The 19,693-nt window shown below is 66.0% G+C and carries 17 protein-coding genes; 3 read left to right on the top strand and 14 right to left on the bottom strand.

Features of this window, described 5'->3' with window-relative positions; genetic code table 11:
- Positions 1-466: 466 nt before the first annotated feature.
- The 3 genes from K9L28_07035 (at position 467) to K9L28_07025 (ending at position 3,935) form a co-directional block, all read left to right on the top strand.
- Positions 467-1,135 (top strand): GntR family transcriptional regulator, encoded by a 669-nt coding sequence (locus K9L28_07035; protein ID MCF7936076.1) that lies wholly within the window; start codon positions 467-469, stop codon positions 1,133-1,135.
- Positions 1,136-1,225: 90 nt separating this feature from the next.
- On the top strand, positions 1,226-2,665 hold the full coding sequence (locus K9L28_07030) for a sodium:solute symporter family protein (GenBank protein MCF7936075.1): 1,440 nt from the start codon (positions 1,226-1,228) through the stop codon (positions 2,663-2,665).
- A 31-nt stretch (positions 2,666-2,696) separates the two neighbouring features.
- Positions 2,697-3,935 (top strand): amidohydrolase family protein, encoded by a 1,239-nt coding sequence (locus K9L28_07025; GenBank protein MCF7936074.1) that lies wholly within the window; start codon positions 2,697-2,699, stop codon positions 3,933-3,935.
- A 154-nt stretch (positions 3,936-4,089) separates the two neighbouring features.
- Here K9L28_07025 and K9L28_07020 read toward each other — a convergent pair whose 3' ends face one another.
- The 14 genes from K9L28_07020 to K9L28_06955 form a co-directional block, all read right to left on the bottom strand.
- Entirely contained in the window at positions 4,090-4,431 is a 342-nt protein-coding gene (locus K9L28_07020) for a type II toxin-antitoxin system PemK/MazF family toxin (protein ID MCF7936073.1), read from the bottom strand.
- Complete coding sequence (locus tag K9L28_07015) at positions 4,416-4,658, bottom strand: ribbon-helix-helix domain-containing protein (protein ID MCF7936072.1); 243 nt, start codon at positions 4,656-4,658, stop codon at positions 4,416-4,418. The genes K9L28_07020 and K9L28_07015 overlap by 16 nt, the downstream gene beginning before the upstream one ends.
- Before the next feature lie 148 nt (positions 4,659-4,806).
- Positions 4,807-6,090 (bottom strand): tyrosine--tRNA ligase, encoded by a 1,284-nt coding sequence (gene tyrS / locus K9L28_07010; protein MCF7936071.1) that lies wholly within the window; start codon positions 6,088-6,090, stop codon positions 4,807-4,809.
- Between the two features lie 96 nt (positions 6,091-6,186).
- Positions 6,187-7,815 carry an MBL fold metallo-hydrolase gene (locus K9L28_07005; protein ID MCF7936070.1) on the bottom strand — a complete coding sequence of 543 codons (1,629 nt, stop codon included), beginning with the start codon at positions 7,813-7,815 and terminating at the stop codon, positions 6,187-6,189.
- 28 nt (positions 7,816-7,843) lie between these two features.
- Positions 7,844-9,259 carry a sensor histidine kinase gene (locus tag K9L28_07000; GenBank protein MCF7936069.1) on the bottom strand — a complete coding sequence of 472 codons (1,416 nt, stop codon included), beginning with the start codon at positions 9,257-9,259 and terminating at the stop codon, positions 7,844-7,846.
- The gene (locus K9L28_06995) at positions 9,256-9,894 is read right to left on the bottom strand and encodes a response regulator transcription factor (protein MCF7936068.1); all 639 of its coding nucleotides are present in this window, start codon (positions 9,892-9,894) and stop codon (positions 9,256-9,258) included. The genes K9L28_07000 and K9L28_06995 overlap by 4 nt, the downstream gene beginning before the upstream one ends.
- Positions 9,885-10,811, bottom strand: a complete 927-nt coding sequence (locus tag K9L28_06990; GenBank protein ID MCF7936067.1) for a P1 family peptidase — start codon at positions 10,809-10,811, stop codon at positions 9,885-9,887. Before K9L28_06990 ends, K9L28_06995 begins: the two co-directional genes overlap by 10 nt.
- Positions 10,812-10,864: 53 nt before the next feature.
- Positions 10,865-11,752: a hypothetical protein gene (locus K9L28_06985; GenBank protein MCF7936066.1), complete on the bottom strand. Its 888-nt coding sequence runs from the start codon at positions 11,750-11,752 to the stop codon at positions 10,865-10,867.
- Between the two features lie 16 nt (positions 11,753-11,768).
- Positions 11,769-13,463, bottom strand: a complete 1,695-nt coding sequence (locus K9L28_06980) for a pyruvate carboxylase subunit B (GenBank protein ID MCF7936065.1) — start codon at positions 13,461-13,463, stop codon at positions 11,769-11,771.
- A 47-nt stretch (positions 13,464-13,510) separates the two neighbouring features.
- Positions 13,511-15,079: a citrate lyase subunit alpha gene (gene citF / locus K9L28_06975; GenBank protein ID MCF7936064.1), complete on the bottom strand. Its 1,569-nt coding sequence runs from the start codon at positions 15,077-15,079 to the stop codon at positions 13,511-13,513.
- On the bottom strand, positions 15,076-15,966 hold the full coding sequence (locus K9L28_06970; GenBank protein MCF7936063.1) for a CoA ester lyase: 891 nt from the start codon (positions 15,964-15,966) through the stop codon (positions 15,076-15,078). The genes citF and K9L28_06970 overlap by 4 nt, the downstream gene beginning before the upstream one ends.
- Before the next feature lie 4 nt (positions 15,967-15,970).
- Entirely contained in the window at positions 15,971-16,249 is a 279-nt protein-coding gene (locus K9L28_06965; GenBank protein MCF7936062.1) for a citrate lyase acyl carrier protein, read from the bottom strand.
- 179 nt (positions 16,250-16,428) lie between these two features.
- Positions 16,429-17,580: a PAS domain-containing protein gene (locus K9L28_06960; protein MCF7936061.1), complete on the bottom strand. Its 1,152-nt coding sequence runs from the start codon at positions 17,578-17,580 to the stop codon at positions 16,429-16,431.
- Positions 17,581-17,766: 186 nt separating this feature from the next.
- Positions 17,767-19,693 (bottom strand): PAS domain S-box protein (locus K9L28_06955; GenBank protein MCF7936060.1); only part of this gene is annotated, 1,927 nt, incomplete at its 5' end.

Here is a 19,693-nt window from a genome sequence, read left to right as displayed (position 1 = left end):
GCAGAGAATGTCGTATCATGCAATCGTCCCCGTTACTGGTTTAAGGTAGTGTGTTTCTTGGTCGAAACCATTCTACCTCAGTTTCGGGGGCTTTTCTATTTTTCAAGATGCAGATCGGATGGTTCCATCAATTTTGTCCGATTTCTCAAGAGGCCACATTGTGATGCAATTCATTTGGGACAGCTGTGGTTCAACGACTACCTCAAAGACCCGTTGTATTATGCAGGAAACAACCCTCTTGATCCAGACAAATCGCGCATTCAGGATCAGGGGACTGCCTGGCTTTCCCCGGGAATCCTTCTACCGCCCAGCCTGGGAGGCTACCCCATCAAGGAACTGTGGATCGGGAACAGGCGGGGGCCCTGTCTTCTCTAGACCCCGCATAACCTTACAGAGAGTAGTAGAATATACGAGCTGTGCTACTATCCTTGCAACATCAACTCATCCACTGAAAATGGTGATAAATTTGTCAAAAGAAACTGGACTTTTCTATACGAAGCCGCTCAGAGAACAGGTCTACGACTATCTGCGCGGTCAGCTGGAACACGGCGAGCTGGCACCGGGAAGCACCATCAAGATCCGCCAGCTTAGCGAGGAGCTCGGCGTCAGCCGGACAACCCTAAAGGACGCCCTCCTGGGGCTCCAGTCCAAAGGATTCGTCACCTTTCTGCCCCAACGCGGCGTACGTATCAACGAGGTGACCCTGGAGGACGTCCGGCAGTGCTACCAAATCGCCGGAGCACTGGAGGCCTCTATCATTTCAAACGAACACCACAAGATCGACGCAACCTTTATTCGGAAAATGGAAGAGATCAACAAAAACAATTTTGTGGCGGTGCAAGAAAAGGACTACCCCGCCTATTGGCGGTATAACTTCGCCTTCCACAACGCTATCCATCAGCTCTCCGACAACACCATGATCAAGGAGATCCTCTTCGATGTCCGCCGCCGTCTCTACGATTTTCCCGGGCTCACGCACATGGAGCCTGCCTGGGCGAGGGAGTGCACCGAAGAACACTCCAGAATTGTGGAACTTTTGGCTTGCGCCAAGTACGAGGAAGCTGCTACAATGCTCAGCAGAGTCCACTGGTCGTTTAGTAAACAAAAGCCGTACATCAAAAAGGTGTACAGCTAATTTTTTTACCCGCCAACTGGCATTCCAGATTCCAAAAGCCAGTTGGCGGCATACCTCGCAAGAGAAAGGGGGAACACTTCAAAAACGGATGTGTCGCGTCAAACTGTGGTGCTCCACGAAGAGGGAAAGGAGTGTGCACGAACGATGAGCTTTGCGTTCATAGCTGTTGTGGTATACCTCATTATCGTTACGGCTGTAGGACTCTATCTTGGGAAGTTCGTCAAGAATGACGACGACTTCGCCGTAGCCGGCAGGAGCCTCCCGGCGCTTGTGCTGGCCGGGACGCTTATGGCCACCTGGATGGGCTCGGGAACAGTGGTCGGCGGAACGAATTCTCTGGGATACAAGTACGGGGTTTGGGTGGCGCTGATTTTCAGTATCGCCACACCCTGCGGCATCGCGGTGCTCTATTTCCTGTCCAGAAAGGTGCGGGACCTGAACCTCAAAACCGTACCGGATGTTCTGGAGTCGCGGTACGGTCCCGTGGCGCGCATCATGGCCACGTTTATCATTCTCACGGCCTATCTGGGGATCACGGCCTATCAGTACAAAGGCGTCGGGTTCGTCCTGAATTCGACACTGGGGATCCCCACGGAAACCGGAACATGGATCTCCTTCGGCGTCATCATGGCCACGGCGGTGGTCGGCGGGCTGTTCTCGGTGGCCTACACGGATTTCATGAGCGCGCTGCTTATGCTGATCGGACTCTGCATCGGCGTTCCGCTGGCTATGCAGGACGCCGGCGGCTGGAGCACTATCACGGCGAATATCCCCAAGGCGAACACCGGTCTCGGCGGCTTAACGCTCTTTCAGGCGAGCATGTATTTCTTCCCGCTCTTTTTCTATATCCTCGGCGACCAGAATATGTACCAACGCTTCTTCGCCGCAAAATCAGGCAACGAGGCAAAACGGGGCGCCATCGGTTGGTTCATCGGCGCTATTGTCGTGATTCCTCTTATCGCCGTGGCCGCAACAACCTCCCGTTCGCTTTACCCCGACATCGATCCTGGGCAGGCCTTCATCCATCTGGCGGTGCACGGCATGCCCACGGTGCTTGGGGGCATGTGCGTGGCGGCTATCGCAGCCTTTGTCATCACCACGGGGAACTCCTTTCTCCTCTCCTGCGGCATCAACCTGAGCTGGGACATCTACTGCCGATTCATCAAACCCAGCGCCTCCCCAAAGGAACGGCTGCTCGTTTCCCGCCTCGGCGTCATCGCTCTGGGCATCATCGCGTATATTCTGATCAAGTTCTTCCCCACCGTCCTCTCCCTGCAGATGTACTCCTACACAATGTACGGCGCGGCGATCACCCCGGCGCTGATCGGTGCTATCGTCTGGAAGGGCACAACGAAGGCGGGCGGGCTTTCCTCCATGCTGAGTGGAGCCGTCATAACGATGATCTGGGAGATCATGGACAAACCGATGGGGCTGGCCAGCGTCATGGTGGCGACGCCCCTGGCGGTGATCGTTTTGATTGTGGTAAGCAAGGCCACCGGTTCGGGGGACCAAACAGCCTCGCAGGCCTGATGGCAAACCTAATGAAAAGAGTTGATTCACTGTGACAACTACTGTCTTTACCAACGCCTTGCTTCTCGACGGAACAGGCGCGGAACCCAGGGCGAATGCAACGGTAACCATCGAAGGCAATACCATCGCCGGCATCAGCTTTGGCGGAACGGCGGAGATCCCCGCAGGCGCGGATGTGGTGGATTGCGGCGGGCGGACGCTCATGCCCGGCCTGATCGACGCCCATATGCATGCAGGTTTGGTGGAGGCCAATCTGGTGGAGCAGGCTCGAATGAACTACCCCAGCATGCTGGTGATCAAAGCCGCAAACATTCTCACCGACACGCTCTACCAGGGGTTCACCACCTGCCGTGACGCCGGGGGAAGCGACGCCGGATTCAAACTCGCCATCGAAGAGGGGCTCATCGAAGGGCCGCGTCTGCAGGTCGCCGGACCGTCGCTGGCTCAGACCGGGGGGCATGCCGACATGAGGCTCCCCACCGAGTACGGCCCGCCACACACCGCCGAAGCCGGCTTTTCGGCCATGATCTGCGACGGTGTCGCCGAGGTCCGCAAGTGCGCTCGAGAGGTGTTGCGCCGGGGCGCCGACTTCATCAAGATCATGGCCAGCGGCGGGTGCGGGAGCGCCGCCGACGACATCGGAGACAGCTCTCAGTTCAGTCTGGAAGAGATGCGGGCGGCAGTCTTCGAGGCGGAATCGGCAGGCACCTATGTATCCGCCCACTGCTACACCAACCGGGGCGCCCGGCTCTGCGCCGAGGCGGGCGTACGGATCATCGAGCACGGCAACCGAATCGACCGGCCCACGGCGGAGATTCTCAAGGAGGCGGGCTGCATCATCATACCTACGTTGTCCACCTACGAACTGGCTGTCACCAGGGGAAAGGAGTTCAATCTCCCCGACTACTTCCAGCGCAAGATGGGCATAGTCCGGGAAACGGCACTGGAGGCGGTCAAGATCGCCCACGAACTGGGGATCGTCATCGGTTCGGGCTCCGACGTGATCGGCCCCTTCCAGCCGTGGAAAGGACTGGAGTTGGAATTGAAAAGTCGCGTCATGGGTCCCATGGGGGCTATTGTATCCGCCACCAAGACCAACGCCGAGATCATGGGGCTGGCCGACAAAATCGGCACCATAGCAGAAGGAAAGCTGGCCGACTGCATTGTGGTCGATGACAGCCCTCTGGACAATATCGCGGTCTTCCAGGACCACAAAAAAAAGATGCCTGTCATCCTCAAAGACGGCGTCTTCTATAAAAAAGAGATATAAAAGGAGATACAAAAAACCCATATCTCCTTGCCTCCCCCTTCTCGCTCAAGCAGCGCCCCCGGATATCCGGAGGCGCTGCATAAATGAAGGGAACGGCAAAAGCAAAACATCTTGAATAAATCATAATAATTTATTCAAGATGCAAAAAATGCAGCTATTCTCCTATAATTTCGTTCAGACCTGCAATAATTACGTTGAGCTCCTTTTCCGAAAGAGAGGCAATGGCTTCCCCAATTCTCGTGACGGACAGTGTGCGTATCTGGCTTATTTTCACCCAAGACTGTTTGGGCAACCCCGTATCCGAAAGTTTGTATGTCAATGGATAGCCTGCCCGTTGGGGTCTACCGGTAATCGCCAAAGCAATGACCGTCCCCGATTTCGTGTTGAAAACGGTACCACTCAGGATGAGGATAGGGCGAAATCCACCCTGTTCGCTACCTCTTACCGGATTGAGGTCGGCCCAGTGGATGTTCCCTCTCCTCAGTACTCCGGCCACTTGACGATCTCCCCGCAGAATCCCTCTTCGGCCATGGCCTGCTCCTCGGCGATATCAAGCTGGGCGCACTGGAGGGCCAGGCGGGCTTTTTCGAGGCGTTTCACCTTCTCTTCAAGGGCCTCCCGGATAGCCGTCCCGCGGTCCGGGAAGAACCCGGCGTCGATCAGACGATCAATCTCACGCAAAAGCTCTTCGTCGACAGTGACATCGATACTCGAAACAGTCATCCTCTCATCCCCCCTTGATATTCAAGTTATACCACACAACAGGATATTCGCAAGTGTGCATGGTGACCGCAGCAACAGAACGGCTGCCGGGGGTCCGCCGAGGGCGGCGTTCCCGGCAGCCCTGTGACGCTGCGCTGTCCGGGGGCCCTCAGGCCCCCGTGATGTGGACCAGGTGGAAGCGGCGCTTGCCCAGGCGGAAGAAGAGCACCCCGCCGGGCAGCAGGTTGCCGCCGGAGAGGATGGCCTTTTCGTCGTCCACCTTCCGGCCGTTGAGGCTCACACCGCCGCCGCGGATGAGCCGGCGGGCCTCGCTCTTGCTGGCGCAGGCGCCGGACTCGGCGAGGATGTCGATCACCGAGGCGTCCGCCCTGGCGGCCTCGCCGGTGGGGACCTCCCGGGAGAGGGTGGCGAGCATCTCTTCGGAGAGGTCGTCGGGCTCGAACTTCCCGCCGAAGAGGATCTCGCTGGCCCGGGCGGCACGGTCTGCGGCCTCCCCGCCGTGGACGATGGTGGTGACCTCCCGGGCCAGGCGGCGCTGGCCCTCCCGGCGCTCGGGCGCGGCCTGGTGGCTGGAGGCGATCTCGTCCACCTCCTCCAGGGAGAGGAAGGTGAAGTACCGGAGCAGCTTGGCCACGTCCCGGTCGTCGGCGTTGATGAAGTACTGGTAGAAGCGGTAGGGGCTGGTCCGCTCCGGCGAGAGCCAGATGGTGCCCTCCTCGGTCTTGCCGAACTTGTTTCCCGTGGCCGACAGCAGCAGCGGATAGGTGATGCCGAAGGCGTCGCCGCCGGTCTTCTTGCGGATCAGGTCGATGCCGGCGAGGATGTTGCCCTGCTGGTCGTTGCCGCCCATCTGGAGCCTGCAGCCCTCGTTCTCGTAGAGGTGGTAGAAGTCGTAGGCCTGGAGCAGCATGTAGGCGAACTCCGTGTAGGAGATGGAGCGGCTGGGGTCGTCCAGGCGGGAGCGGACGTACTCCCGGTTGATCATGTAGTTGACGGAGAAGTGCTTGCCCACGTCCCGCAGGAAGTCGATCATGGAGAGCTTGCCCAGCCAGTCGTAGTTGTTCACCATCAGCGCCGCATTCTCGCCGCAGTCGAAGTCGAGGAACTGCTCCAGCTGTTTGCCCACGGACTCCAGGTTGGACTCGATCTGCTCCAGGGTGAGCAGATTGCGCTCCTTGCTCTTGCCCGAGGGATCGCCGATCATCCCGGTGCCGGCGCCGGCGATGGCGATGGGGCGGTGTCCCAGCTTCTGCATCCAGGCCAGCCCCATGAGCGGGACCAGGTGCCCCACATGGAGGCTGTCGGCGCTGGGGTCGAAGCCGATGTAGCCGGAGACCGTCTCGCTGGAGAAGAGCTCCCGCAGCGGTTCGGGGTTGCTGCACCATTCCACGAGACCCCGGTCGAGAAAGATATCGTACACGTTCTGTCGCATTGGTTTCCCCCTGTTATTGTAATGATGAAATGATAAAGGCAATCCTGTCCGGGCCTCTGGGGCCCTCGGGATTCCGGGTGACGCAAAGGGTCGATATCAGCGGCCGGACTCCGCCGCACCTCCGCCGCGCTCCTCGCAGCCGCAGCGCTCCCGTGCCAGGGAGAGCAGTGTCCGGGAGGATTCCAGCAGAGGAAGCATCTCCTCGGGGATGTGGCCCTCCCTCCCTTTCAGCAGGGTGGCGAGATCGGCGATGTCGGCCACCAGCTCCTCGGCGTTCCGCTCGGCCCGGGATCGCTCCAGCCCTGCGGGCACCACCGCGGCGGGCTGCCGGGCGGGCTCGCGGGTGAGCTGGAATTCCTGCCCCGGTTCGGGGATCGCGGCGCGGAAGCCCGCCTCCTGCAGCGCCTCGGCGAAGGCCCTGGAGGATGCCGGCTCGCCGTGGGTAACGAGAAACTGCGGCCCGCTGCGGAAGTTCCGGGCCCAGGCCAGCAGGTCCCGCCGGTCGGCGTGGGCGGAGAAGCCGTTGATGGTGTGCAGGGTGGCCCGCACGCTGATCTCCTCGCCGGCGACGCGCACCTCCTGCTCGCCGCCCACCAGGCGGCGGCCCAGGGTCCCCCGGGCCTGGTAGCCCACGAAGACCACATGGGTGTTGGGATCCCAGAGGTTGTGCTTCAGATGGTGGATGATGCGGCCGCCGTTGCACATGCCGCTGCCGGCCAGGACGATGGCGTGGTCCACCTGATTGATGGCCCGGGACTCGTCGGCGCCGGACACGAAGTGGAGCTGCCTGGGCTCGAAGGGGTCGTGCCCCTCGCGGATCTGGCCCTGGATCTCCCGGGAGAGGAGATTCTGGTACTTCCGGTAGATCTCGGTGGCCTTCACGCCCATGGGGGAGTCGAAGTAGATGGGCACGTTGTCCCGCAGGATCCCCTCCCGCTGGAGGAGCATGATCTCGTAGAGCACCCGCTGGGCCCGGTCGACCACGAAGGTGGGGATCAGCACCTTGGACTGGCTCCTGAGCGCTTCGCGCATGACCTCCCGGAACTCCTCGCGGCTCTCCTCGTTGGTCTTGTGCTCCCGGTCGCCGTAGGTGGACTCGATGACCACGTAGTCGGCGTCCTCGATCATGGAGGGCTCCCGCTCCATGACGGTCTTCCGGGGCCCCAGGTCGCCGGAGAAGACCACCTTCACCTCCTCGCCGCCGTCGGCCACCCAGACCTCCAGGTTGGCGCTGCCCAGGATGTGGCCGGCGTCGCGGAAGCGCACCCGCACGCCCGGGGCCACCTCGATGACGTCGTCGTAGCTCACGGGCTGCATGTACTCCAGCGCCTGCCGGGCGTCCTCGGCGTCGTAGAGGGGCTCCACCGGCGGCAGTCCCTTGCGTCTGTTCTTCCGGGACCGCCACTGGGCTTCCTCCTTCATGAGGTGGGCGGCGTCCTCCCAGAGCACCTCCGAGAGTTCCACCGTCGGCGAGGTCCCCCAGACTCTGCCGGCAAAGCCCTGCTTCACCAGCTGGGGCACCCGTCCGGTGTGGTCCAGATGGGCGTGGGTGAGCACCACGGCGGTGACGCTCCCGGGGGCGAAGGGGAAGGGTTCCCGGTTCCGCTCCTCCTCCTTTTTGCCCTGGTGCAACCCGCAGTCGATCAAGACCCTGGTCTCGCCGGTCTCGATGAGATAGTTGGATCCCGTAACCTCTCCCGCTGCTCCCAGTACGCGCAGTCTCATCATTGGTGCCCGGAGGCTCCCCCCTTTGTTAGTTGGTGCCGCTGACTGTCCCTTCCAGGCTGCCGGGTGCGCTCTGTTCTCCGCCGCAGGGCAAAACGCAGCGGATCCGCGTCCCTTTCCCCGGTTCCGAATCGATCTCCAGTTCGCCGCCGATGAGGGTGAGGCGCTCGGCCATGTTGGCCAGTCCCCGGTGCCCCTCCACCCGGAGGGCGGTGAGGTCCTTCTCGGGGACGAAGCCCTTGCCGTCGTCGTCGATGTCGAGGATGCAGGCCTCTTCAGTGGCGGCGGCGGTGATGGCCACCCGCCCGGCCCTGCCGTGCCGGGCGGCGTTGTTCACCGCCTCCTGGGCCACCCGGAAGAGGGCGAAGATGGACTGCTCCGAGAGACGCTCTTCCATCTGTTCGTCCACATCCACCTGGATGGTGATCTCCAGCTGCTGCTCCAGCCGCTCGCAGAGTTCGGTGAGCGCCTTGGCGAGCCCCAGGTCCAGCCAGGGCGGCGAGAGGGTGTCGCAGAGGCTGCGGAGCTCCCGAACGGCCTGTCCGGCGCCCTCCTCGGCGAAGCCCAGCCGGCGTTCCAGCTCCTCCTGGTCCTTGGCGGTCCGGGCCAGGCGGAGCTGCTGGATCAGCGCCGTCACGCCCTGCAGCGGGCCGTCGTGGATCTCCCGGGCCAGCCGGGACTGCTCCTCCTCCTGAACGCGGACCATGTCGGTCACGTAGCGGCGCATGAGCTCGTTCTTCTCGATGGCCGTCCGGGCCAGCTGACGGAGCACCACCCGGAGACGCCGCAGCTCGAAGACGGCGCCGGGGTCGTCCCGTTCGGGGAGCTCCTCCCCCCAGTTGAGCCGGGAGACCTCCGTCTGGAGCCCCCGGAGCGGCGCGATGAGCCACTTCCAGAGCGCGAAGACCGCCCCGATGCCGCAGATGGCCAGGATGCCCACCATGAGGGTCCAGAGTACGCCGTAGCGCACCATGGGGCCCAGCAGCTGCTCCCAGGAGACGGCGGCCACCACGAACCATCCGGTGGTCCCCACGGGATAGGCGGCCACGGTGTACTTGCCGCCTTTCTCGTCCTTGATCTCGAAGGCCTCGCCGATGGGGATCTCCCCGGGCAGGATGCGGGAGACCGCCTCGGTCTCCTGGGTGACGGTGAGCACCGTGCCGGTTTCGTCCACCACGGCCACCCAGCCGGGCAGCGAGAAGCCCCAGGAGAAGAGCCGCAGCATGGAGGGCATGAGCACCGGCATCTCGGGGAAGCGGCTGCTGCTGCTCCGCCCGGCCTCGATCCGGGAGGCCACGCTCTCGGCCAGGTCCTGAACGTAGGAGCGGGCCACGCGCTTCATCACGTCTTCGTGCTGGATCATCCCGAGCCCCGCGGAGATGAGGATGGCGATGGAGGGGACCAGGATGGCCAGGGTCAGGACGGCCAGGAGATGTCGTTTCACTCCAGCAGGTCCTCCAGGGTCACCACCCCGTACTTCAGCGCCAGGAGCATGGCTTCGGTCTTGTTCTTGGCGCCCAGCTTATCGTAGATGGAGGCCAGGTGGGTCTGGACGGTGCGGTCGCTGATGTAGAGCTGCCTGGCGGCCTCCTTGCTGGAGAGCCCGCGGGCGGCCAGGAGCAGCACCTCCCGCTCCCGCTCCGAGAGGGACTCCGGTGTGAACTCCCCCTCCTCCATGCTCCGGGAGACCTCCCGGTCCAGATAGACCCCGCCGCCGGAGACCACCCGGATCGCCCGGGCGAGCTCCTCGGGGGTGGCTGTCTTCAGCACGTACCCCTTGGCGCCGGCCCGCAGCGAGGTGACCACGTACTGCTGGGCGTCATAGGAGGTGAGCATCAGCGAGGTGACCGGCAGTTTGGCCTCCTTGATCTTGCGCACCACCGCCACGCCGTCCATGCCGGGCATCCGGATATCCAGAAGCGCTACGGTGGGCCGCAGTCGCTGGATCTGCCGCCAGGCCTCGTCGCCGTCGGCGGCCTCGCCGATGAGCTCCATATCCTCCTCCCGCTCCAGGTAGCCGGCGATGCCGGACCGGGTCAGCGGGTGGTCGTCGGCCAGAAGTACCGTGATCATGGACATCCCTTCCCTTCTTCCGTCCTCGCCAGGGACGCAAACACGCTCCGCACCGCCGCAGCCAGCGCGGCGGTGGCGAAGGTGCCCACACGGACGCTCTCGGCTTCCACAGCGCCGGTGGCGGCGCAGAAGACCGTATCGCCGTCGTAGGGGGTGTGCAGGGGGAAGATCGCCTGGGCCAGGCCGTCGTGTCCCATGATGGCGATCCGGGCGGCCTCCGCCTTGGTGAGAACCGCGTTGGTGCAGACCGCGGCCAGGGTGGTGCTGGTCCCCCAGGTGATCCCCATGCCGCCTTCGGCCATGGCGTCCAGCGGCGGCTCGATGCCGCCCCGGCCGTCACGGGCGCCGGCAAGCCAATGCCCCTCTTCGTTCCGCACGGCGCCCACGGCGTTGACCACCACCAGGGCGGCCACCTCCAGCGCACCGCTCCGGAGCACCGACCAGCCGAGGCCTCCGGGCATGGCCTGCTCGAAGCCTCTGTACTTGCCCACCGTCGCCCCGGCGCCGGCGCCGACGGCGCCCCTGGGGCAGCGCTCCAGGGGACCGGCGGTCTCGCAGGCCCCACGGGCGGCGGCCGCGTCGGGCGCACTCTGCGGCCCGCCGTGGGTGAAGTCGAAGATGCAGGCTCCCGGGATGATGGGCACCCTGATGATCCCCGTATCGAAACCGTAGCCCTGCTCCCGGGCGTAGTCGACGACGCCGGCGGCCGCATCGAGGCCGAAGACGCTGCCGCCGGTGAAAAAGAGCCCGTCGATCCCCTCCACGGAGCACGACGGGTCCAGCGCGGCGGTGTCCCGCGTTCCCGGCGCGCCGCCCCGCACATCGCAGGAGGCCATGGCGCGCCCCGGAAAGAGCAGCACCGTACAGCCCCTGCTGCCGTCTTCCAGCGTCGCGTTGCCAACCAGCCAACCCTTCTCGTTCATGAACCGGTCACACCTCTCTCCGGGCACAGATCGCCCCGGTAATGTCCAGGCCGTCAGGCCTCCTGCCGCGACCCGAAGGCGACGCGCAGCGCGCCGCCGAATCCCGCCGTCGTCAGCAGCCAGTGGAGCGCCCAGCCCGCCAGGGGGATCAGGTGGAGCGCCCCCAGCAGGAGTCCGCCCAGCAGGAAGGCCCCCACGCCGTAGCGGCCCTCCCCGCCGAAGAGGCGGATGACCGCGCCGCCGGCCACCAGGGCCAGCGCCAGGGAGCCCGCAAAGCGCATCAGCCAGTAGGCGAAGAGCAGCAGCAGCGCCAGGGGGATTCCGAAAAGCGAGACGAAGAGCAGCACCACCGAGGCCAGACCCACCGCCGCCACCAGAAGACCGACCCCCAGCGAGGCGAAAAAGGAGGAACGCAGCCGGTCCGCCACGGCGCGGAAGGGCCGCGGGAAGAGCGCCGTCAGCAGCAGCCCCACCACGAACCAGGCGACCAGGAAGATCCACTGCCCCACCGCCACCACGGCCATGGCCCCGGCCACGGTGGCCCCGGCGGTGACGATGCCGCCCAGGCCGTCGCCGAGCATCCCCTCGATCTGGCCGGCCAGGGTCGCCACCAGCCAGCCGCCGCCGGTCAGCGCCGTGGCCAGCACCGTCAGGGGGGCGCCGCCGCCCTCCAGGGAGAGGTACTCCGTCTCGTCGCCGGAGACCATCAGGATCCCCTGGGGTTCCTCGCCGGAGCCCACCTTCCAGATGCCCGTCCCGTCACCCTGCAGCAGCGGCGTCAGGGGTTGCCCCCGGACCTCCGGCGGCAGCGAGGGGAGCCCGTGGCCCCCCTCGGGCGCGCCGGCAGGGGTCGGCGCGGCGGCGGCCCCTGCAACCAAAAGGCACAGACAGAGCAGTGCGGCCAGAACCGCCGGACCGAGCCGGGGCAGCAGGCGTTCCACAGGGGCCATTCCGTTCCTAGACGGCATACCCGGTGTCGTCGACCAGCTCGCCCACGCCGGGGTCCTGGCGGGTCCGGGCGGCGTACTTCTTCTGCAGGAAGTCCCGGGCCACCGAGGGGAAGAGCGCGTAGCTCAGGGCGTCCTCGGGCTGGAGCATCACCGAGGAGACGGCGTCCCGGGCGGCCTGCAGCTCGTCGCCGATGATCTCGCCGGGCCTGGTGGTGATGGGCTCCTCGCCGGCGCGGACCTTCTCGGCGATCTTGGGGTCCAGCTCCGCCGGCGGCCGGCCGTAGTAGCCCAGGAAGTACATCTTGACCTCCTTGGGCACCAGCTTCCAGCGTTCGCCGGTGAGGACGTTCACCGTGGCCTGGGTGCCCACGATCTGGCTGGTGGGCGTCACCAGCGGCGGATAGCCCATCTCCTCGCGGACCCTGGGGACCTCCTCCAGCACGTCCTGCATCCGGTGCAGGGCGTTCTGCTCCTTCAGCTGGCTGGTGAGGTTGGAGTACATCCCGCCGGGGATCTGATAGATCAGGACGTTCACGTCCACGCCCTGGAGCCCCATGATCTGGCTGCTGTACTTCTCGCGCATCTCCTTGAAGTACCGCGAGGCCGGCACCAGATCCTCCAGCTTCACGCCGGGGTCCAGGTTGCCGCCCTGCAGGGAGGCCACGATGCTCTCCGTGGCGGGCTGGCTGGTGCCCATGGAGAAGGGCGAGATGGCGCAGTCCACCACGTCGGCGCCGGCGTGCAGCGCCGCCTGGTAGGACATGGCCGCCATGCCGCTGGTGTAGTGGCAGTGCACCTGCACCGGCAGGCCGCTCTTCTCCTTGATGGCCCGCACCAGCTGGGCGGCGTGGACCGGGTTGAGCAGCCCGGCCATGTCCTTGATGCAGACCGAGTCGGCGCCCATCTCCTTCATGTCGTGGGCCAGGTTGCCGAACTTCTCCACCGTGTGCACCGGGGAGATGGTGTAGGACATGCTGAGCTGCAGGTGGGCGCCTTCCTTCTTCACCTGGTCGGCGGCCACCTCCATGTTGCGCAGGTCGTTGAGGGCGTCGAAGATGCGGATGATGTCCAGGCCGTTGCCCACGGCCCGCTTGACGAACTCCCGCACCACGTCGTCGCCGTAGTGGCGGTAGCCCACGATGTTCTGCCCCCGCAGGAGCATCTGGAGCTTGGTCTTCTTGAAGCGCTCCCGCAGGCTGCGGAGCCGCTCCCAGGGATCCTCGTCGAGGAAGCGCATGCAGGCGTCGAAGGTGGCCCCGCCCCAGACCTCCAGGGAGTGGTAGCCCACCTCGTCCATCGTCTCGGCGATGGGCAGCATGTCCTCGGTGCGCAGCCGTGTGGCCATGATGGACTGGTGGGCGTCCCGGAAGGCCGTCTCGGTGATCCCGATCTTCCGGGGCTTTTCATCGGCCGGTGCGGCCTTGGCCGCGGCACTGCTTCTGGTCTGGCCGCCGCTTCCCGTAGAGGATGCTGCGCTCTTGCCGCCGGAGGCCTTGGCCTGCGACCCGCCCTTGGAGGCGCCGGAGGCCTTGCCGCCGGCGTTCTTGCCGCCGGAGCCTCCCTGCCTGGACGACGTCCTGGCGTCTGTTCTGGTCCGGGCGCTGCCGGAGGGGCTCTTCTGTGCGGCGCTCCCGCCGGCCGTCTCGCCGGGTTCCTGCTTCGTTTCCTTCTGCCGGGTGTTCTTTCCTGTCTCGTCCGCCACCTGTGTCACTCCTCTCCTGTCGTCACCGGGGGAAGCCTCCTCCCGGTCTACTCTTCCACTTTATAGGCGCAGTCGATGATGGTGCCGTCCCGGTACTCCACCAGGGCCACCACCCTGTCCTCGTCGAAGGCCACCGGCTCGGGTCTGCCGGTGAGTGCGACCACATCGGCGTGCAGCCTCTCGATATCCACCACCGGCAGCCCCGCTCTGGTCGCCGCCTGCAGCAGATCCTCCCGCCGGGGGTTGATGCAGATGCCCCGCTCGGTCACCACGGCGTCCACCGTCTCGCCGGGGGTGACCACGGTGTTGACGTGCTCCTTGATGGTGGGCACGCCGCCCCGGAAGGAGGGCGCGGCCACGATGCAGAGCGACGATCCGGCGGCGGTGTCGGAGTGCCCGCCGGAGGCGCCCCGCAGGAAGCCGTCGTTGCCGGTGAGGACGTTGACGTTGAAGTCGGTGTCGATGTCCAGCGCCGCCAGGACGACGATGTCCAGGTTGTGGGCCACGCAGCCCCGGTTGAGGGGGTTGGCGTACCAGGAGGCGTCGATCTCCATGTGGCTGGGGTTGTGGGCCAGGGAGTCCCGCACCGAGGCGTCGAAGCTCTGCACGTCGTAGAGGGCCTTGAAGAGCCCTTCTTCCAGCATGCCGGCCATGTAGCCGGTGATGCCGCCCAGGCCGAAGCTCCCCCGGATGCCCCGCTCCCGCATGGCGGTGCGGACGTAGGAGGCGGTGGCCAGGGAGATCCCGCCGGCGCCCACCTGGAAGGAGACGCCGGGAGCGAGCATCCCCGAGGCCTGGATGAGGTCGTAGCAGCTCCCGGCGATGCGCAGGTCCACGGGGTTGCGGGTGATCCGTGCGGCGCCGGTGGCGATCTTTGCGGGATCGCCGAGGCTGTCGATCTCCACCACCTGGTTCACCTGATGCTGGGGGATGGAGATCCGCGGGGCCAGCGGGTAGTCCGTCAGGTTGTCGGTGAGGGCGATGACGTGCCCTGCGTAGCGGGCGTCCACCATGGGATAGCCCATGGAGCCGCAGGCGGAGCGTCCCTCGCTGCCGGTCATGTTGCCCAGGGCGTCGCAGGCGGGGGCGGCGATGAAGGCCACGTCGACGGCGATGCTCCCCTCCTCGACGGCCCTGGCCCGCCCGCCGTGGCTGCGGACCACCACGGGGATCTCCATCTCGCCCCGGGAGACCATCCGCCCCACCTCGCCGCGCAGTCCGGAGGTGAAGATGCGGTCCACCGTGCCGCTGCGGACGTAGTCGGCCACGCAGTCGTGGGCGCCGGTGAGGGAGCTGGGGGCCAGGGTGAGGTTGGCAAAGCCCATCTCCCGCAGCGCCTCCAGCACCATGGGCAGCACGGCGTCGCCGTTGCGCAGATGGTGGTGGAAGGAGATGGTCATCCCGTTCTCCAGCCCCGAGTCCTCGATGGCCTTCTTCAGGTTGTGGGTCACCTTGTTCCGCGTGGGCGGTTCGGGCTTCAGGGGCGGACAGATCCGGGGCACCGACGTCTCCCCGCCGATCCGCGCCATGGGCCCCTGGTAGGGGAGCAGCTCCCCGAGGCCGGGAATGCTGCGGGGCACCTGCCGTCCCAGGGCGTTGCGCACCCAGTCGGTCATTCTTCCTCTCCCCCTTCCATTCCGTAGAGCCGGGCCAGTTCCAGGATGTGGCGGGCCTTGGTCACCACGGGGGCGTCGATCATCCTGCCGTCCACGGCCACGGCGCCCTTGCCCCGGCGCTCCGCCTCGTCGGCGGCGGCCACCACGCGCTCGGCGTGGCGGACCTCTTTGCGTTCGGGCACGAAGGCCCTGTGGATCCACTCGATCTGGCCGGGATGGATGGCGGCCTTGCCGGTGAAGCCCAGGCCGATGACCATCCGGGTCTCCTCCAGGAGGCCCTCGTTGTCGTTCACGTCGGTCCAGACGGTGTCGAAGACGTCGATCCCGGCGGCCCGGGCGGCCGTGACAACCCTTGTGCGGGCGTAGAAGATCTCATTCCCGCCGGGGGTCTTGCGCACCCCCATGTCGGCGGTGAGGTCCTGGCCGCCCAGCGTGAGGGCGTCCACCCGCGGGGCGGCGCAGGCGATCTCGTAGGCGTGCTCCACGCCCCGGGCGGTCTCGATCATGGCGTGGATCTTCACCCCCCCTTGGGGGAGGCCCTCGTTGCGCTCCAGATCGGCGATCAGCTCATCGAGCCGACGGACGTCCCCGGCGGACTGGCACTTGGGCAGCCGGACGGCGTCGGGCCGGCAGGGGACGATGGCCCGCACGTCCTCCTCGAAGAAGTCCGTGTCGGCGCCGTTGAGCCGGACGGTGACGATGGTGTCGCCGAAGTCCAGGGCCCGCAGAAAGCGGGCCGTCAGGTGCCGGGCGGCGTCCTTCTCGGTGATGGCCACGGCGTCCTCCAGGTCCAGCAGAACGCTGTCGGCGCCGAAGATGGGCGCGTGCTGGAGCATGGAGGGGCTGTTGCCAGGTACGTAGAGCATGGAGCGGCAGACTCTGGCCATCACCTCACCTCCCCGCCGCGGCGCCCGGGGCGGCCTGCCGGTCCAGGGCGGTCTCCAGCCGCGCCCGCAGCGTGGGCTCCAGCGCGCCCTGGTCCTGCACCTGGATGCTGACGCCTTCGATCCCCCGTTCCCGGAGGATCGCCATGATCAGCGAGCGGGTCCGCCCGCCGAAGAGGGCCGCATTGGCCCCCCGGTAGTCGATATCCGTTGTATCGCTTGCGGCGACCGTCACCAGGCAGTCCGAGGACTCCAGGGTTCCGGCCTGGGCCGTTCGTTCTCTCACGATTGCATCACCTCGCGTTGGTTTCTTCCAGAGGGCGCAGGGTGTGCGCAGGGCGGGCGCAGACCCTGTATTGGGAAATATCGTAACAGATAACGGCCTTCCAGGCACGGGAGGTTGGCGGGTTGGGCGAAGGAAATGGGCTGTCGGGGAGAAGGGAGGCGGGAACACCGCGGAGGGGATCAGGCGGGCGGATCGAAGGGGAGCACCACCCGCACGGTGGTGCCCTGCCCGGGGGCGCTCTCCATGTCGATGGTGCCGCCCATGCGCTCCACCAGCCGCCTGCTGAGAGAGAGCCCCAGCCCCGGCCCCTCGTGGTGGCGGTTGTAGGCGTCGTCGGCCTGGACGAAGGGATGGAACATGGCCTCAAGACGCTCCTGGGGGATGCCGCAGCCCGTATCGGCCACGGTGAAACAGACCGGCAGCGCACCGCCGCTCTCCCCCGGCCGGGACGAGACATCCAGGGAGACGGTGCCGCTGTCGGTGAACCTCACGCTGTTGGCCACCAGGTTGAAGAGCACCTGCCGCACCCGCGCGGCGTCGCCCGTCAGGCTGGGGGGCAGATCGGGGTCCAGGAAAGAGCGGAGGGCGATCCCCTTCTCCCTGGCGGTGACGGCGAAGAGCTCCACTACCGGGTCCACGGCGTCCCTGATGTCGAAGGGGGCGGGATGGATCTCCAGCCGTCCCGTCTCGGCATTGGCGATATCCAGGAGGTCCGAGAGCAGCCGGGTCAGCCGACTGGAGGAGGTGAGCGCCAGCTGCAGGTACTCGGCCTGCTCGTCGTCGGGATCGGTGGTCTCCAGCAGCTGGAGCATCCCCACGATGCCGTTCAGGGGGGTGCGGAACTCGTGGCTCATGTTGGCCAGAAAGGCGGACTTGGCCCGGCTGGCCTCCTCGGCGCAATCCCTGGCCGCCTCCAGCGCCTCCTCGGCGCGGACGCGGTCGGTGATGTCGTGGGCGATCCCGCAGATGGCCGTCAGGTTCCGCCGGCTGTCGAAGATGGGAAAGAGGGTGGTGTCGAAGATGCGCTCCACCCCGCCGATCTCCATCCGGTCCTCCACGGTCAGGGATGCGCGCCGCCGCACCACCTCGTCGATCCGCGACTGGAAGGTCGCCGCCGTCTCGGGGGGCAGCAGCTCCCGGAAGGTGCGGCCCACCAGCTCCCCGGAAGACATCCCGAACATGTCGCAGGTGGCCCGGCTCACCAGCAGGTAGGTGCCGTTCAGGTCGAAGACGTTGATCAGCAGCGGGCTGTAGTCCAGGATGCCCCGGAGCTGTCCGTTGGTCTGGCCAAGGGGGGTGTCGTTCCGGTGCTGCCGGTCGGCCTGGGTCATGGCTGCTCTCCTTCGCTCTGCGTCGCCTTCCGCGGTTGGTCTCAAAGCAGGCGCAGCTCCACATAAGCCTGTTGCGACATCATGCAGAACAATCCCACTGCTCTTTCCTACCGCTATTCAAGCACAAAAAGAACAGACAAGAAAGAGCGGGATGGCCGAAACGCGGTTCCGCCGCCCGCGTTCCCCTCATCCCCGCGGGGGGCTGTACCGCTCCAGCACCCGCCGCAGCTCCTCCCGCTGGACCGGCTTGGTGAGGATGTCGTCCATGCCGGCGGCGAGGCACCGCTCCCGTTCCTCCCTGGTGACGCCGGCGGTCATGGCGACAATCGGCCTGTGGACACCGGTGCGCTCCTCCCGCCGGATGGCCTCGGTGGCCTGGAGGCCGTCCATGCCGGGCATCTGCACATCCATGATGATGAGGGCGGGCTCCTCGCGGCGGGCGGTCTCCACCGCCTCGGCGCCGTCCGCGGCCTCCACCACTCTGGCGTTGGGGAGGTACTGACTGACGAGGCCGCGGGCCAGCGCCAGGTTCACCGGCACATCCTCGACAATCAGAACCACCGGGGCGGTCATGCTCACCGGCGCGGTCTCCCGCTTCCGCTCTGTGGACTCCCGGCGGCATCGGACGTTTTCCCGGCAGAGGGCCTCGACGGAGAAGGAGAAGGTGGAGCCCTCGCCGGGTGTGCTCTCCACCTCGATGGCCCCGCCCATCTTCTCCGCCAGGGAGTTGGCGATCACCAGCCCCAGTCCGGTGCCGCCGAACTGGCGGGTGGTGGAGGTGTCGGCCTGGGAGAAGGCCTTGAAGAGCTTCCGCCGGTCTTCCGGTGAGATGCCGATCCCCGTGTCGCGCACGGCGAAGCGGTAGCGGCAGGCCGTCTCGCCGCTGCGTTCGCAGCACACCGTCAGCTCCACCTCGCCCTGGTGGGTGAACTTGACGGCGTTGCTCAGGAGATTCGCGAGGATCTGCTTGAGCCGTACCGGGTCCACCAGGGCCACGCGGGGCATCCCCTTCCGGATATCCACCTTCAGCGCCAGCCCCTTGCGCTCGGCCTGGAAGCCGGCGATGCGGGCCGCCTCCCGGATGAGGGCGATCATGTCGGTCTCCACCCGTTCGAGCTCCAGGCGGCCCGCCTCGATCTTGGAGAGATCCAGGACGTCGTCGACCACATCCAGGAGCGACCGGGCGGCGGTGTGGACATTGTCGGCGTAGGTCCGCTGGATGCTGTCCAGCTCGGTCTGGGCGAGGAACTCGCTGAAGCCGATCACCGCGTTGAGGGGGGTGCGGATCTCGTGGCTCATGTTGGAGAGGAACTCCGATTTGGCCCTGCTGGCGGCCTCGGCCTGCTCCCGGGCCTCGATGAGCTGCCGCTCGGCCTCCTTGCGTCCCGTGATGTCCCGGAGGTGCTCCACGATCTGGACGATGTTGCCCTGGTCGTCGAAGACCGGCGCGCTGCGGCAGTCCAGGGTGAGCCCCAGCTCGGGGATGTACCGCTCCAGCTGCTGCGGCCGCCCTGTCTCCCTGGCCAGGGCGTTGGCGCACTCCTCGCAGGGCTCGGTGCGGCCGATCAGCTCGTAGCATTTCTTCCCGTCCGCCTCCTCGGGGGTCACGCCCAGGAAGTCGTAGCCCGCCTTGTTGTAGCGCACGATGGTGTGGTCCGGCTCCTGGATGGCCAGGATGTCGGAGACGCTGTCGATGATGGATTCCAGCAGGTTCCGCTGCCGGCGGAGCGTGGCCTGGGTCTCCCTGCGCTCGGTGATGTCCCGGACGGCGGCCACCCGGTAGAGCTCGCCGTCCTTCACGAAGTCCCGCCCCTCGATCTCGGCGGGGAAGATCCGGCCGTCCTTCCTGACCACGCGCACCACGTAGGGCTCGGTGACGCTCATGGCGGCGTGCTCGGCGCCGATCCCCCGGTCCTCCTCGTGGAGGAAGGTGAAAACGGACTGTCCGATCAGCTCGTTGTAGTCGTAGCCCAGGATGGCGAGCAGCGACCGGTTGCAGTGGACGGCGATCCCCTTTTTGTGGATGATGATGCCCTCGAAGGTGAGCTCGGAGATCAGCTCGGCCCACTCCCGGCGCTCGTCGCGGGGCTGGGCCTCCGGGGTGTCCAGGAAG

The organism is Synergistales bacterium (genome assembly GCA_021736445.1).
Taxonomy (GTDB): domain Bacteria; phylum Synergistota; class Synergistia; order Synergistales; family Aminiphilaceae; genus JAIPGA01.
Note: the sequence above shows the minus strand (reverse complement) of the source record. Positions and strands in the feature narration are given on the sequence as shown.

What these genes read in the sequence shown, in the direction of transcription:
- K9L28_07015 (MCF7936072.1), bottom strand. Translation starts at nt 4,658, where the DNA reads ATGACTGTTTCGAGTATCGATGTCACTGTCGACGAAGAGCTTTTGCGT.
- tyrS (MCF7936071.1), bottom strand. Translation starts at nt 6,090, where the DNA reads ATGCGACAGAACGTGTACGATATCTTTCTCGACCGGGGTCTCGTGGAA.
- K9L28_07005 (MCF7936070.1), bottom strand. Translation starts at nt 7,815, where the DNA reads ATGAGACTGCGCGTACTGGGAGCAGCGGGAGAGGTTACGGGATCCAAC.
- K9L28_06995 (MCF7936068.1), bottom strand. Translation starts at nt 9,894, where the DNA reads ATGTCCATGATCACGGTACTTCTGGCCGACGACCACCCGCTGACCCGG.
- K9L28_06990 (MCF7936067.1), bottom strand. Translation starts at nt 10,811, where the DNA reads ATGAACGAGAAGGGTTGGCTGGTTGGCAACGCGACGCTGGAAGACGGC.
- citF (MCF7936064.1), bottom strand. Translation starts at nt 15,079, where the DNA reads ATGACCGACTGGGTGCGCAACGCCCTGGGACGGCAGGTGCCCCGCAGC.
- K9L28_06970 (MCF7936063.1), bottom strand. Translation starts at nt 15,966, where the DNA reads ATGGCCAGAGTCTGCCGCTCCATGCTCTACGTACCTGGCAACAGCCCC.
- K9L28_06960 (MCF7936061.1), bottom strand. Translation starts at nt 17,580, where the DNA reads ATGACCCAGGCCGACCGGCAGCACCGGAACGACACCCCCCTTGGCCAG.